The organism is Hymenobacter rubidus (assembly GCF_016734815.1).
Classification (GTDB): domain Bacteria; phylum Bacteroidota; class Bacteroidia; order Cytophagales; family Hymenobacteraceae; genus Hymenobacter; species Hymenobacter rubidus.
The window spans coordinates 44,072-57,133 of record NZ_JAERQF010000008.1; the positions used below are offsets into that span (position 1 = coordinate 44,072).

The following is a 13,062-nucleotide window of genomic DNA, read 5'->3' on the forward strand; positions in this document are numbered from 1 at the left end:
TACTGACAAAATATGCGCTTTTGATTGGTGCCGTTTTTCTTGCTCTAACATTTATATTTTACGATTATTTCATAGCGCTTTTATCGTGTTACATCGTGACCTTTATTCTGATGTTTATTAGGGTTATTGGTAAACGTCGTGTTACCAAGATTAAGATTCAAGCCAAAAGAGTGGATATATATTTTGGTGGTTCTTTGAAGACGGAGATAAAATCGTTTCAGTTGGCAGAGTTGCAAGGGCGTCTTTCGGAGGTAAAAGATATTTTGGGCGGCAAGTATACCATCCTGGAAATTGCGCAAAATGGCAATACGGTTTGTGCAGTTGAAACAAGGGATGGATTTGAAGAGAGTAGGCTTAAAATGCTTATCTCGCTACTCAATCGGGTTGAGTAAATCCAAGCCATTTGTCAGCCAACTCACCATCTCCGCCGTCACCCGTACCGGCCGGCCGCTTTTGGGGTCGAGCAGCACCCAGGTCGTTTCTGCCTCGCACAGCAGCACGCCATCGGCGGCGCGGGTGAGGCGGGTGTAGCGAAGCGACGTGGCCCCGCTGGTTTCGCCCACCCAGGTGCTGGCCCGCAGCGTCTCGCCCGCGAAGGCCGATTGCAGGTAGCGAATCCGGTGCTCGCGCACCACCCAGATAATCTGGTCGCGCAGCTCGGCTGGGCAGATGCTCATCCAGTGCGCCCCCGCCACGTCCTGCACCCAGCGCACGTATTCCACGTTGTTGGCGTGGCCCAGCGCATCAATGGCGCTGGCCGGAACTTGAAAATCGTGCGAAAAAGCGTGGGCGGGCGTGTCGGGCATGGGGGAGGCGTTGTGCATAATTAAGAAAGCCAGGCACAAAAGAACGTCATGCTGAGCGCAGCCGAAGCATCTCGCGTGTGGTAGTAACCCAATCGTTCAACGACGCGAGCGAGATGCTTCGCTGCGCTCTGCATGACATGCGAACGGACTCATAACCTCGCCTACGTCCATCGAAAAAAATATCTATCGACTTGGTCATTTGGAATTTCTGCCTATCTTTGACGCAACCTAAGAAACCAAGCCACGGTGGCCCAAACGCTTAGGGAAACTCCACAACCAACCACCATGCCCACCGGAACGGTAAAATTCTTTAATGACACCAAAGGCTTTGGTTTCATCAAAAACGACGAAACTGGCGAAGACATCTTCGTTCACATCAGCGACCTCCAGGTTAGCTCGATTCGCGAAAACGACAAAGTTCAATACGAAGTAGCTCAGGGCAAAAAAGGCCCGAACGCCGTAAAAGTATCGCTGGTTTAATTCAGCCGCAGCTTTGCAACTCTAAGAAAGCCCGCCTCTGGCGGGCTTTTTTTTGTGCCGTTTGGAGAGGTCAGAAGGAAATTAGAACGTCATGCAGAGCGTAGCGAAGCATCTTTACCTCAATAGTAAACCAATCGTTGCGGTCGCGTTGTGCGGTAAAGATGCTTCGCTACGCTCTGCATGACCGGTCAAAGAAGTCCACAACCAACATGTACGTCTACATCCTCACCAACACCAGCCGTACTGTCCTCTACATCGGCGTAACCAACGACCTCACCCGCCGCCTGTATGAGCATAGCACCGGTCGGGGTGATGCTAACAAATTCACCGGCCGGTATCAAGCTGATTTGCTGGTCTATTTTGAGCAGTTGCCTGACGCAGGGCAGGCCATAGCCCGCGAGAAAGTGCTGAAAGGATGGTCACGAGCCAAGAAAGACGCGCTGGTTACAGCGTTCAATCCGGAATGGAAAACGATTGATTTGGATACGTGGGATGGTTAAAGCAACGAAGCTGTAAAGATGCTTCGCTGCGCTCTGCATGACGTTCTTCCAGAATCATGTTCAACCAACATTAGCTTTTTCAAAATAAAAATCCTACCTTTGCACCCGCATTTGAGGACGGCCCAAGCCCGCGCAAGCCTGAGAGAGGCGCTAACGCATTGGCCGCGTAGTTTTTTGGTTGTTTTTTCCCGCCTGATTGTGACAAGGTAGTAGGAGGGGAAACGTCGCTGAGTACGGCTGTTTTCAGAGCTATGTCTCTTTTCCCCCTTATCAACTCCACTCATGGAAGCTGAAAAAATTGTAGTTCGTTTCGACGAACTGAACCTCTCCGAGGAAGTACAACGCGCTATCACCGAGATGGGCTACGAGGAAGCTTCGGCCATTCAGGCCGCTGCCATTCCCGTGCTGCTCGCCGGCAAAGACGTTATCGGCCAGGCCCAGACGGGTACCGGCAAAACCGCTGCCTTCTCCATTCCCGCCATCGACAACATCGATACCGAGAGCAAAGACGTGCAGGTATTGGTGCTCTGCCCCACCCGCGAACTCGCGGTGCAGGTATCGGGCGAAATCCAGAAACTGGGCAAGTACAAGCGCGGCCTGATGGTGGTGCCCATCTACGGCGGCAGCCCCTACGACCGTCAGCTCCGCGCCCTGGAGCGCGGCGTGCAGATTGTTATCGGCACCCCCGGCCGTGTGATGGACCACATCGAGCGCGGTACGCTGAAGCTGGAAAACACCACCAAAATCATTCTCGATGAAGCCGACGAGATGCTCGATATGGGCTTCCGCGACGACATCGAGTTCATTCTGAGCAAAATGCCGAAGGAGCGCCAGACGGTGTTCTTCTCGGCTACGATGAGCAAGCCCATCATGGAGCTCACCAAGAAATATCAGCGCGAGCCGCAGATTGTGAAGGTGAACCACCAGACGATGACGGTGACCAACATCGAGCAGAGCTACTACGAGGTGCGCGGCCCCCAGAAAAAGGACGTGCTGACCCGTTTGCTCGACATGTTCAACCTGAAGTCGACCATCGTTTTCGCCAACACCAAGCGCATGGTAGACGAAATCGTGGCCGACCTGCAAGCTAAAGGCTACTTCGCCGAAGGCCTGCACGGCGACATGGGCCAGCAGCAGCGCCAGAACACGCTGGATAAATTCCGCAAATCGACGCTGGAAGTCTTGGTGGCCACCGACGTAGCCGCCCGCGGCATCGACGTGGATAATGTGGAAGCCGTCGTAAACTACGACCTGCCCGCCGACGAAGAATACTACGTGCACCGCATCGGCCGCACGGGCCGCGCTGGCAAGTCGGGCAAAGCCTTCACGTTCGTGAGCGGCCGCGACATTTATAAGCTGCGCGACATCATGCGCTTCACCAAGGCCCAGATTAAACTGGAGCAAGTGCCGTCGTTTGCCGATGTATCGGAAGTGAAAACCACGCTGTTCCTGAATCAGATTAAGGAAATTATCGAGAAAGGCAACCTCGAGAAATACGTGGGCCGCGTGCAGCGCCTGCTCGACCAGGGTGAGGAAATCACTTCGCTCGACATCGCCGCTGCGCTGCTGAAAATGACCATGAAGGAGGACAAGAGTGCTCAGCAGAGCCTCGACGCCAGCAAGGCAGCCGGCCAGGCTCGCCCCGGCTACACCCGCCTCTTCGTGACCATGGGCAAGAAAGACCGGATTCATCCCCGCGACATCGTGGATTTGATTTCGGAATCGAGCAACCTGACCGGCGCTAAAGTGGGCGACATCGCCCTCTACGACAAGTTCAGCTTCGTGGAAGTACCGTCGGAATTTGCCGATGAGATTGTGAGCAAGCTGGGCCGCACCAGCATCCAGGGCACGCCGGTAAGCTTCAGCATCGCAACGCCGGTGCAGGACGCGGCGGCCAAGGAAGAAGGCTTCAACCGCATGGGCGGTGGTGGCCCGGGCGGCTTCGGCGGCGACCGTGAGCGTCGTCCGTTCAACGGCGGCGAGCGTCGTGAGGGCGGCTTCGGCGGCGGCTACAAAGGTGGCAACCGCGGCGGTAGCAGCTTTGGTGGCGGCGAGCGTCGCGAAGGCGGCTACGGCGGCGGCTACAAAGGCAACCGCGACGGCGGTAGCGGCTACGGCAACAAGCCCAGCTACGGCAACCGCGAAGGCGGCACCGGCAAGTCGGGCTACGGCAACCGGCCGAGCTACGGGGATAAGCCCAGCTATGGCAACAAGCCCAGCTACGGTACGCCCCGCGAGTACGACACACGTCCCGGGCCCCGTGCTCCCCGCAACGAGAGCTTCGACGAATAAGGACCGCAGATTTTAACGGATTTGACGGATAAGAACGGATTCGGTCGGCTTGTTATAAACTGGCCGGTATTCACAGTGCATCATTTTAGTTAATTGGCGATTGTATAGTTATTGTTTGTTGGTAATAATTAGCAAAGCTATTTATTAAAGTTAATGCTATAAAAAAGGCCCCTCGATTAATCGAGGGGCCTTTTTTATTCTAATTCAGCGAATTCAGTTACAAGGAAAAATAAGCTTACTAGAACCCGTTCTTATCCGTCAAATCCGTTAAAATCTGCGGTCCTTACTTAGAGGAATCGCGCAGGGCTTTGATTTTGTCGTGGCCTTCCACAACGCCTTGGTATTGTTTTTCGATAACGGCTTTCAGGGCGGAGGGCAGGCCTTCGGCTTTCAGGGCAGTTTGGTAGGCTTTCTTGGCGTAGTCTTCGCCGCGCTCGCACTCGGCGAGGATGCTGTGACGGTCTTTGCCGGTTACGGCCGATTTCAGGTCAATCCAGGCGCGGTGCACGGCACCGGTGATGGAGCCTTTGGCGCCTTCGTCGGTGTCGGGCTTGAGGTCCAGCTTGAACATCTGGTCCTCGATTTCGTTGAGGTAGCTCGAGCGCTGGGCCGCAAAATGCTTGAAGGTATCTTTCAGGTCTGCATCTTCGACGTCGGTCATGGCCTCGGCGTAGCCTTTTTGGCCGTCTTTGAGGGTTTCAACCAATTCGTTGAGCAGGGCTTGGGTTGCTTTGGCTTCCATTGGAAAAGGGAATTGTTTTGAGTTGAAAAATTACTCCCTTCTTTACTGGCTGGCCGTTCGTAAGGTTACACTAGCGCAGGGGTTAGGCTGGCCATCGCTCTGCCAGCCAGAAAGCCGGTGGTCCAGGCGGCCTGGAAGTTGAAGCCGCCGGTAATTCCGTCGATATCCAGCACTTCGCCGGCAAAATAGAGACCGGGAACGCGGCGACTCTGCATGGTTTTTAGGTCGACTTCATCGAGGGCAATGCCGCCGCAGGTCACGAATTCGTCTTTATACGTTGTTTTTCCGCGCACCGCCAATGGCAAGCGGAGCAGTAGCTCCATCAAAAGGTTCTGAGATTTTGCGGGGAGGTCGCTCCAACGGGTTTCCGGGCCGATGCCGGCTTGCGCCGTCAGATTGCGCCACAGCCGTTGGGGCAAGCCGAATTGTGGATTGCTGGCCACAGTTTTTTTACCGTTTTCCTGGCGGAACTGCTGCAGCCAGGGCCGCAGCGTTTCGTCGGTATAAGCAGGAATCCAGTTGACAAGCGCCGTGCCGACGTAGCCCAACTCGCTCAGGCGCCGGGCCCCCCAGGCCGAGAGCTTGAGCACGGCCGGCCCGCTCACGCCCCAGTGCGTAACCAGCAGTGGCCCTTCGTATTGCAGCTTTTCGCCGGCCAGTGTCACGCGGGCATGGGGCACGCTCACGCCCATTAGCTCATTCAGGGGTGAATTGGGCACGTTGAACGTGAACAGCGATGGCACCGGCTCGGCCACGCGGTGGCCCAGGGCCCGCAACCAGTCGTAATTGGCGCTTTTGGGGCTGCCACCGGTGGCAATGAGCAGACGCGAAACGCGGAGGGTAGTACCCAACTGGGCGCTGCCGGCCCCACTTAGCTTCAGCTCAAAACCACCCGCTGGAAGCGGCCGAATAGCATCGGCCCCGACGTTGGTAACGATGCGAATGCCGGCATGGCGGGCAGCGTCTTCCAGGGCCCGGGCAATGGTTTCGCTCGAGTCGGTGGCGGGGAACATGCGGCCGTCGGCCTCCGTCTTCAGCGCCACGCCTCGCTTGGCAAACCAGGCAATGGTGTCGGGCACGCCAAATTGCTGGAAAGCGGCTTTCAGCTGCTTGCTGCCGCGCGGGTAGTGCGCCACCAGTTGCGCGGGGGTATCGCAGGCGTGGGTCACGTTGCAGCGCCCGCCGCCCGAAATCCGGACTTTGGCCAGCAGCTTGCCGGTTTTTTCCAACAGGATGACCGGTATGTGGGGGGTAGCCTCGGCGCAGGCGATGGCCCCAAAAAAGCCGGCGGCCCCGCCGCCGAGCACAACCACGGGGGCTTGGGCGGCATCATTTTTCACCCAACAAAGATACGGCGCGGCCAAGCGCTGTACTTGCTTAGCAGTATGCCAGCGCGGCCAGCAAGTCGTCGTGCTTGAACTGGTAGGGCAGGATGCTGCGCACCAGGCGGCTGTCGATGGTTTTGCCACTCTCGCCATCTTCCTCCTTAAAAGTCGGTTCCTGTAGCTGGAGGTGGCGGGCCGCAGCCGGATAAAAATCGCGCCGCAGGGGATGCTGGGCTGCACATACGTTGAAGGTGTGCCCCCAAGCGCCTTGTTCGATAATGCAGCCCAGCACGCCCACCACGTCGGTGAGGTGCACCAGGTTCACGGGCGCGTTGCCCTGCGTCAGGTTGCTGCGGCCCGCCAGGAAACGACCGGGCGCGCGCTCAGGCCCGATGAGGCCGCCCAGCCGCACCACAGTGCTCTTCCACTGCCCGTAACGGGGCACGAAGTGGCCTTCGGCGCGTAGCACATCAGAGGCCGCATCGCGGGTGCTTATGGCATCTGTTTCGCGCATCAGGCGGGGCTCGTCGGGGTACACGCCGGTGGAACTCACAAACAATACATGCCGAGTGCCAGCCGTGGCCACCGCCCGGTGCACGGGCCGCAGCAAATTGGGGTAGGCGCCGGCGGCGGCGGCGCGGGGCGGCACGTTCAGCACCAATACATCGGCCGCGCTGAGCAGGCGGTGCAACAGGGCTTCGCCCGCCGCGCCAAAGTCGGCTCCCAAGCGCAGCAAGGCGGGTTCGATGCCCGCACCCTGCATGGCCGGGAAATTCTCGGGTGAAGTGGTGGTGCCCAACACCCGGTGGCCGCCCGCGGCCAGCGAACGGGCCAAAGCCATGCCCAACCATCCGCAGCCCAACACTAATACGGTTGGGGGCTCCGCTCCCGATGTCGCACTTGAGGAGCCCCCGGAAATGGAAGTTGTCATTTTTAAACTAAATCAGCGCAATTTTCGCCTTCTCGTAGCGAAGGTGCGAAGAAAAAGCGAAACGCTATATTAACTACTTGAAATAATTAATCGAGCCAATGCGTCTTGCTGGGCTAACATTCGCAGCAGCAGCATAGTACCTTCGGGGCGCGGAGTACGCCGCATTTCCCACCCTTTACGTCCTTATTGAATGACTGCTCCCTACACCCAGCCCATGCTGCGCGACAACGCCCTGGCGGGCAAAACCATTATTGTGACCGGCGGCGGCACCGGCCTGGGCCGGGCCATGACCACCTACTTTTTGCAACTGGGGGCAAACGTCACCATCAGCAGCCGCAAGCTGGACGTGCTGGAAAAAACCGCGGAAGAATTGCGGCAGCAAACCGGCGGCAAGGTGCTCGCCATGGCCTGCGACGTGCGCAAATACGACGAAGTAGAAGCCATGCTCGAGCGGACCATTCAGGAGTTTGGTGGGGTGGATGTGCTGCTCAACAATGCGGCCGGCAACTTCATTAGTCCCACCGAGCGGCTGAGCCACAAGGCGTTTGATGTGATAGTGGACATCGTGCTGCGCGGTTCCTACAACTGCACCCTGGCCGTGGGCAAGCGCTGGATTGCCGATAAAAAGCCCGGCACCATCCTCAACATCGTGACTACGTATGCCTCCGTGGGCTCGGCTTTCGTGGTGCCCTCGGCCACGGCCAAAGCCGGCGTGCTGGCCCTGACCCGCTCACTGGCCGTGGAATGGGCCAAGTACGGCATCCGTTCCAACGCCATTGCCCCCGGCCCGTTTCCCACGGAAGGCGCCTGGAGCCGCCTTTTCCCCGAGCCGCTGGCCAGCAAGCTCGACCCCGCCGCCAGTGTGCCCCTCAAACGCGTGGGCCAGTACCAGGAACTGGCCAATCTGGCTGCCTACTTGGTGTCCGATTTCTCGGCGTATGTCAACGGCGAGGTCGTAACCATTGATGGCGGCGAGTGGCTCAATGGCGCGGGTGAATTCAATAAACTGGAAATTCTGACGCCCGAAATGTGGGACCAAATCGAGAAAACCATGCGCCGCTAGGTGCATGGTTGAGGATTGGGATACCTGGTTGCAGCAGCGCCTAACGCTGGCCCAGATAATACAGGTGGCGTGGCTTTCCGGCGTATTCTTTGTGATACTTCTTGCAATTCAATAAATAAAAAATGGAAGAGCAGAAAAAAGACCTAACAAACATCCTTTCACCTAACGAAACAACCCCTAAGGTGACCGGAATTGGCGGCATTTTCTTTTTGTCGGACAACCCGCATAAAACCAACGAATGGTATGCTAAGAATTTAGGGTTCGAAGTCAACGAATGGGGCGCAACGTTTGAATTCAGAAATGCTGACCGACCAGACGGGTTAAATCAACTTCAATGGAGTGCTTTTAAAAAAGAAAGCGACTACTTTGCCCCTTCCAAAAAGGAGTTCATGATTAACTACCGCGTTCAGAATATCGAAGGACTTGTGGCCAAGCTCACAGAAAATGGAGTAACCATACTGGATAGCATTGCGAGCTACGACTATGGAAAGTTTGTCCATATCATGGACGCCGAAGGCAACAAAATTGAATTGTGGGAACCCGCTTGACGGTAGGAGGTAAGCACGTAAGCTCAGCACCTTGGGTTTGTCCAGATTCGGAAGCTGTTTGAAGGTTGCAGCAAGCCCGTCGGAACGTGATGCAGTACGTCGGGAGCAAAATTCCGGTGAGCTTTGCCAATGGCTTTTATTTGGCGTATGGGGAGTCAATTTAACAACCCAATTACCCGCAATTACAATTTGTATTCTTTGTAATCTTTGCTGAATTCCTCCAGCGGAATGGGTTGATTAGGAATTACGTCTGAAAATTCGAATTTCTCGAACAATCCCTTCTCGTCGTTTACCTGCACCAACGTTGGTAAATAGGTCTTGGGGTCGATGCAGAGGATGGTTTTGCGCCCGTAGCTGTTGGGCACTTGCAACACTTTGCCTTCCGGTATTTTTTCGCCGATGGTCAGGCCATTGCGTTCAATGACGCGAAATTCACCGCAGCCAAACCGCTCTGCTACTGTAGCTATGGTTTCGTTTTTGCCGGCTTTATAGCTCACGTAACGGTATTGCGGAAAATCGGAGCGCAGCACATAATTCGGGTGGCCTAGCAGCGTGGTGTCGCCCGCATAGCGGAACGAACGGCTGTAAGAATTGTCCTGGCGCAGAGGAGTATTGCGCAGGAGGTCGGAAATGGTGCCAAATCCTGCCTGCAGCGCAGTATGGTGCTGGTTGCTTCGCATGAGCTTGCCGTTGGGGTCGAGGCTCAGGGTGACGTAGGGGAAACTGGCGGGATACACCCAGGCGTCGCCACCATTTTGGCCGGCCACCCAAAGCACTTCCACCCCTTTCGTGTTTTTAATGTAGATACGTAAGGGCTTATACGTCAGCTTCATAATGCTGCGCGCTTGGTGGATGCTGCCTTCAATGCGTTCCTGCGCCTTCACGGTGCAACGCAGGTATTTGAGCCCCTCAATGGCGGCGCTCATGCGCGAAGTAAGCTGCTCGGTGGTGGGCGGTGCAGCCGGAACTGCTCCTAACAACCCCAAGGCCGCCAAAGGAGAAAGCAACGGAAATAAAATGCGGGAATGCGTAGGAAAAATGGGCATGTAAGGGGCCAATTGGAACCGACTGAGTGCGCTATGCGGCACTAGTTCAGGCTGATATGCGGAAAGCGGGAAGCTGCGCTGTCGAAAATAAAGAGTTCGTTAATTTCCACTCCGTGCAGGAAACGGTAGAGCGGAAATTGCTCCAGCACGGCTTGCACAGCGGCTTCATCGTCGCCGTTAATGGTGACCCAGCCCCGGCTCCGGTCGCTGCTGATGGCATAAACTTCAACTATTTTCTCGTTCAGCAACCGATTAATAAAATCGCGGTGCCTCGGAATGAGGGCAATAAATTCCTCATCAAAGGCATCGGGCAAACGCATGGAAACAACAAACGTGGGCATACTATACAAAGTCAGACGGTTGGCCGAAATCGGCTCTCGTCACAGAAATTACTACCAGTAGTTAAACGGCACTTTTTCATTTGGCTACCTGCTGAGCCCCCTTCTTGGGCGGATGAAGTATGAACCGAATGCGGCATTGGAAAAGTGCGCGTTATGCGATATTACACACTTTTTCCGACCGGAAGCCGCTTTTGTGGTCGCAAGTGGCGGTGCTGCGAATAAACCAAAGGTCCGGTGACCGGTACATCGAAAATGGCGCAACGGCTACGAGTGGCCCAATTCGGCAATGCTGGGCTGGGCGCCGTCGCTACGGGCGGGGATGGCCCGAACATCCGGCCCGGCTGCAGAACTGGTTTGCAGGCCGCGGCCGGTTTCTTCCCACTCCCGAAACTTGGTGATTTCGCTCTGAAATTTGTCCACAAACCAGCTGACCAAACTTAAATCGTCGAGAAAGCCAACCACCGGAATGAAATCGGGAATTAAGTCGATGGGCGAAAGTACATAAAGCAGCACGGCCAAGCCCGAAATAATAGTGCTGGTGGCAATGTTGCGGTATTCGCCGCTGATGTAGCTGCGCACCAGCCGCACCAGCGTGAGGCCAACATCAAACAGCTGCCGGAATTTGTTGTCTTTGCTTTTCTTGTCTGTCAGCTTATCGGCCGTTTCATTCAGAATGGTAACGACTTTGAAGGGCTTGCCCAACAGTTTGGTGGCCCGGCCAATGAATACATTGAACAAGGCGTTTTTGGATAATTTGAGCCCTTTTTCGGAGAGTGATGACATGGTGGCAAGCTGAAGTGGAATGAAGCGGGCTTTACGCGCAAGCACCGGCCCGCGTTGCTGCTGGCTTGCAAGGCTTACCGCTCAAACAGGGGCGATGTGCCGCCCACCCAATCTTTGTCCTTGTTGAAGTCAACCCCAATCATTTCGCCGCGGCTCAAGCGGCTCAGGCCCGTTAGTAGTTTGGGCTGTGCCTCGCCAGCCGGCCAAATGTAGAGCAGGCGAATCTCGCATTTCACCAAGCCGTCGGGCGATTGCACAACGGGTTCGTACGTGACTTTGCGCTGCAATAAATAATTGTGTTTGTCCGTCAAGGCGTCCAAATCGGCGGCTGTCACGTGCAGGCGTACCCCCGCTCCGGCAAACGAAAACAGCGGTTTGAGAACATAATTTTCCAGGTTTTCGGGATATTCAGCTAATTCGTGCAAATAATAGCTTGGCGGCACAAAAGGCCCGTGCAAGAGCGGTAGGGTGTATTTGCTGATGCGGAAAAACCAATTGGGGTGGCCTACCCAGGTAACGTCCACATCATCAGTAAGGGTAAATTCGGTTTTTAAGTCAGGATAACGGGCTAATTCATCGAATATAATTCGATTATAAATGCGTTTAATTTGAATTTGTTTTCCGTCTTTCTCATAGAATAATTCGCGTCCTTTTTTCTGAATTTTCGTCAGGCAAACGGCTCCAATTCCCCAGAATTTTTTAGATAAAGCGAAATCAATACGCGTTTTTTGCTTCTCGGGAAAAAGCTCTAATAAAATTACGTTTTCAGCGGCTTCCTTGCCCAAAATAAGCTGCCGCATCTGCTCCTGGTAGGCCTCAAAACCTGAGACTTCCAGAAATGGCGTCACGGAATCAGCAATTGGAAAAAACCGACTAAACTCGCCCGGCAGCCAGGATTGGAACGCGTAGAGGGAGGGAAACCCTTGCATCTCAATTAGCTGTGGCTCCAACTCGCCGTTGGCGTGGCGGCACACCGCAAAATCAAACGTTAAGAACTCGGGCCGGCCTTCGGGGCCGGGCACCCGCTGGTGGGCGGGAATGGCTGCTTCTGTTAGCGCCGCAAAATCGGGCCGTTGAATTACTTCGATAATGTTTTTGCCGGCCGCAATGAGTTTATCGCGCAACACGGCGGGCACAAAAACAGGTGTCTCGGCAACCCGAAAATCCAGCTGCCCCGGCAGCTGGCGCTCAATATCGGCGAGCATTTCGTGGTAGCGGGCCGGGCTGAAGGCGGCATTGTAGCGCTGGCGGTGCTCAGGAATCATGGGCAGGGACTGGCGGCAGCGGCCAGCGGCGCTTAGGCGGTGGCAAGCTGGCCCAACTGGGCCAGCGCACGGCGCAAAAAAGTAGGGACAATGATGGATTCGGTGTGCTCAATGGTGTCGGGGTTGGCCAGCAGGCGCACCATCTCTTCGTATTTGGCTTCGCCGTAGGCGGTGATTACCTGCTGCTTACGCTCCTCGGTGAGCATGTAGCGGAGCATGCCTTCGCCGTCGGCCTCGGGGTGAAACTGGGAGCCAAATACCTCCGGCGTAAACCGAATGGCCATGATGGCGCGCGCCAGGGGCACATGCGGACGCTCCTTTTCCAGGCAGAGGATTTCAGCGCCCAACTCTTCGATGCGCGCCAGGTTGAGGTCGGCCAATTGGTAGTCGCGCGAGTCCACGATGTAAAAAGGGTCGGGTAGGCCTTGCAATACCGGCTCGGCCAGCCCCGCCGGGGTGAGGTGCACCGGCAGCACCCCAAACGAGGTAGACTTGCGCCGGCTGACGTGCCCGATGCCCAAATGCCGGCTCACCAGCTGAAACGAATGGCAAATCAGCAATAGGTGTTTTTTCTGCTCATTGGCCTGGTTATAAGCCAAAAACGAGTCAATAAAACGGAAGTAGTGCGCCTCCCAGGGCTCATCGGAGGGGAGGGGGCTGCCGGGGCCGCCGGTCGAAACGTAGATGTCGTACTCCAGGCCGGGAAGCTCGTTTTCGGCGCGTACGTTGAACGTATCGACCTGAAACGGGATGCCGTTTTCGGCAGAACTCCGGGCCAGCAACTGCCGAATGCAGCGCATGCCTTCGTTGCGCGCATTATCGTACATGTCCAGAATAGCAATGCGAATAGCCTCCATAAAATCTTAACTAAAAGGGCTCGGAAGCCCAGAACCCAACAAAATCCAAGCCCAAGCTCGGCTTAAAAAAGAAACAACGCCAA

General features: G+C 55.8%; 14 protein-coding genes and 1 pseudogene. 6 read left to right on the forward strand and 9 right to left on the reverse strand.

The window, feature by feature from the left end; genetic code table 11:
• The first annotated feature begins 95 nt into the window (after window positions 1-95).
• Window positions 96-392 carry a hypothetical protein gene (locus JKL48_RS07935; protein WP_201981074.1) on the forward strand — a complete coding sequence of 99 codons (297 nt, stop codon included), beginning with the start codon at window positions 96-98 and terminating at the stop codon, window positions 390-392.
• Here the strand turns inward: JKL48_RS07935 and JKL48_RS07940 are convergent.
• Entirely contained in the window at window positions 372-824 is a 453-nt protein-coding gene (locus JKL48_RS07940) for an acyl-CoA thioesterase (RefSeq protein ID WP_236668671.1), read from the reverse strand. The two genes, JKL48_RS07935 and JKL48_RS07940, sit on opposite strands and share 21 nt — an antisense overlap.
• A gap of 267 nt (window positions 825-1,091) precedes the next feature.
• Here JKL48_RS07940 and JKL48_RS07945 point away from each other — a divergent pair, with 267 nt between their 5' ends.
• The 3 genes from JKL48_RS07945 (at window position 1,092) to JKL48_RS07955 (ending at window position 4,078) form a co-directional block, all read left to right on the forward strand.
• Window positions 1,092-1,286 (forward strand): cold-shock protein, encoded by a 195-nt coding sequence (locus tag JKL48_RS07945; protein ID WP_068239330.1) that lies wholly within the window; start codon window positions 1,092-1,094, stop codon window positions 1,284-1,286.
• A 209-nt stretch (window positions 1,287-1,495) separates the two neighbouring features.
• Window positions 1,496-1,786 (forward strand): GIY-YIG nuclease family protein, encoded by a 291-nt coding sequence (locus JKL48_RS07950; protein WP_236668672.1) that lies wholly within the window; start codon window positions 1,496-1,498, stop codon window positions 1,784-1,786.
• A 282-nt stretch (window positions 1,787-2,068) separates the two neighbouring features.
• Complete coding sequence (locus JKL48_RS07955; protein ID WP_201981092.1) at window positions 2,069-4,078, forward strand: DEAD/DEAH box helicase; 2,010 nt, start codon at window positions 2,069-2,071, stop codon at window positions 4,076-4,078.
• Between the two features lie 283 nt (window positions 4,079-4,361).
• On the opposite strand, the gene JKL48_RS07960 is transcribed toward JKL48_RS07955, so the two are convergent.
• The 3 genes from JKL48_RS07960 to JKL48_RS07970 all read right to left on the reverse strand — a co-directional run bounded on the left by JKL48_RS07960 (window position 4,362) and on the right by JKL48_RS07970 (window position 6,986).
• Window positions 4,362-4,820, reverse strand: a complete 459-nt coding sequence (locus JKL48_RS07960) for a PA2169 family four-helix-bundle protein (protein WP_201981107.1) — start codon at window positions 4,818-4,820, stop codon at window positions 4,362-4,364.
• Window positions 4,821-4,885: 65 nt separating this feature from the next.
• On the reverse strand, window positions 4,886-6,160 hold the full coding sequence (locus JKL48_RS07965; protein ID WP_317191906.1) for a BaiN/RdsA family NAD(P)/FAD-dependent oxidoreductase: 1,275 nt from the start codon (window positions 6,158-6,160) through the stop codon (window positions 4,886-4,888).
• A gap of 37 nt (window positions 6,161-6,197) precedes the next feature.
• Window positions 6,198-6,986 carry a Rossmann-fold NAD(P)-binding domain-containing protein gene (locus JKL48_RS07970; RefSeq protein ID WP_201981114.1) on the reverse strand — a complete coding sequence of 263 codons (789 nt, stop codon included), beginning with the start codon at window positions 6,984-6,986 and terminating at the stop codon, window positions 6,198-6,200.
• A 280-nt stretch (window positions 6,987-7,266) separates the two neighbouring features.
• Between JKL48_RS07970 and JKL48_RS07975 the strand changes: the two genes are divergently transcribed.
• Together JKL48_RS07975 and JKL48_RS07980 are read left to right on the forward strand one after the other, a co-directional pair.
• Window positions 7,267-8,139, forward strand: coding sequence for an SDR family oxidoreductase (locus JKL48_RS07975; RefSeq protein ID WP_236668673.1), 873 nt, complete (start codon window positions 7,267-7,269; stop codon window positions 8,137-8,139).
• Window positions 8,140-8,261: 122 nt separating this feature from the next.
• Entirely contained in the window at window positions 8,262-8,687 is a 426-nt protein-coding gene (locus tag JKL48_RS07980; protein ID WP_201981115.1) for a VOC family protein, read from the forward strand.
• Window positions 8,688-8,869: 182 nt separating this feature from the next.
• On the opposite strand, the gene JKL48_RS07985 is transcribed toward JKL48_RS07980, so the two are convergent.
• From JKL48_RS07985 to JKL48_RS08005, 5 genes and pseudogenes are all read right to left on the reverse strand, one after another.
• Window positions 8,870-9,733, reverse strand: coding sequence for a DUF1571 domain-containing protein (locus JKL48_RS07985; protein ID WP_201981117.1), 864 nt, complete (start codon window positions 9,731-9,733; stop codon window positions 8,870-8,872).
• 41 nt (window positions 9,734-9,774) lie between these two features.
• Entirely contained in the window at window positions 9,775-10,074 is a 300-nt protein-coding gene (locus JKL48_RS07990; protein WP_201981118.1) for a hypothetical protein, read from the reverse strand.
• 429 nt (window positions 10,075-10,503) lie between these two features.
• Window positions 10,504-10,857, reverse strand: a pseudogene (locus JKL48_RS23725) (YkvA family protein); the annotation flags it as partial.
• 74 nt (window positions 10,858-10,931) lie between these two features.
• Window positions 10,932-12,122 carry a hypothetical protein gene (locus tag JKL48_RS08000; RefSeq protein ID WP_201981120.1) on the reverse strand — a complete coding sequence of 397 codons (1,191 nt, stop codon included), beginning with the start codon at window positions 12,120-12,122 and terminating at the stop codon, window positions 10,932-10,934.
• Between the two features lie 32 nt (window positions 12,123-12,154).
• Window positions 12,155-12,979 carry a type 1 glutamine amidotransferase gene (locus tag JKL48_RS08005; protein WP_201981122.1) on the reverse strand — a complete coding sequence of 275 codons (825 nt, stop codon included), beginning with the start codon at window positions 12,977-12,979 and terminating at the stop codon, window positions 12,155-12,157.
• Between the last annotated feature and the right edge of the window lie 83 nt (window positions 12,980-13,062).

What these genes read in the sequence shown, in the direction of transcription:
- JKL48_RS07960 (WP_201981107.1), bottom strand. Translation starts at nt 4,820, where the DNA reads ATGGAAGCCAAAGCAACCCAAGCCCTGCTCAACGAATTGGTTGAAACC.
- JKL48_RS08000 (WP_201981120.1), bottom strand. Translation starts at nt 12,122, where the DNA reads ATGATTCCTGAGCACCGCCAGCGCTACAATGCCGCCTTCAGCCCGGCC.
- JKL48_RS07945 (WP_068239330.1), top strand. Translation starts at nt 1,092, where the DNA reads ATGCCCACCGGAACGGTAAAATTCTTTAATGACACCAAAGGCTTTGGT.
- JKL48_RS07980 (WP_201981115.1), top strand. Translation starts at nt 8,262, where the DNA reads ATGGAAGAGCAGAAAAAAGACCTAACAAACATCCTTTCACCTAACGAA.
- JKL48_RS07985 (WP_201981117.1), bottom strand. Translation starts at nt 9,733, where the DNA reads ATGCCCATTTTTCCTACGCATTCCCGCATTTTATTTCCGTTGCTTTCT.
- JKL48_RS07990 (WP_201981118.1), bottom strand. Translation starts at nt 10,074, where the DNA reads ATGCCCACGTTTGTTGTTTCCATGCGTTTGCCCGATGCCTTTGATGAG.
- JKL48_RS07950 (WP_236668672.1), top strand. Translation starts at nt 1,496, where the DNA reads ATGTACGTCTACATCCTCACCAACACCAGCCGTACTGTCCTCTACATC.
- JKL48_RS08005 (WP_201981122.1), bottom strand. Translation starts at nt 12,979, where the DNA reads ATGGAGGCTATTCGCATTGCTATTCTGGACATGTACGATAATGCGCGC.
- JKL48_RS07955 (WP_201981092.1), top strand. Translation starts at nt 2,069, where the DNA reads ATGGAAGCTGAAAAAATTGTAGTTCGTTTCGACGAACTGAACCTCTCC.
- JKL48_RS07940 (WP_236668671.1), bottom strand. Translation starts at nt 824, where the DNA reads ATGCACAACGCCTCCCCCATGCCCGACACGCCCGCCCACGCTTTTTCG.
- JKL48_RS07970 (WP_201981114.1), bottom strand. Translation starts at nt 6,986, where the DNA reads ATGGCTTTGGCCCGTTCGCTGGCCGCGGGCGGCCACCGGGTGTTGGGC.
- JKL48_RS07975 (WP_236668673.1), top strand. Translation starts at nt 7,267, where the DNA reads ATGACTGCTCCCTACACCCAGCCCATGCTGCGCGACAACGCCCTGGCG.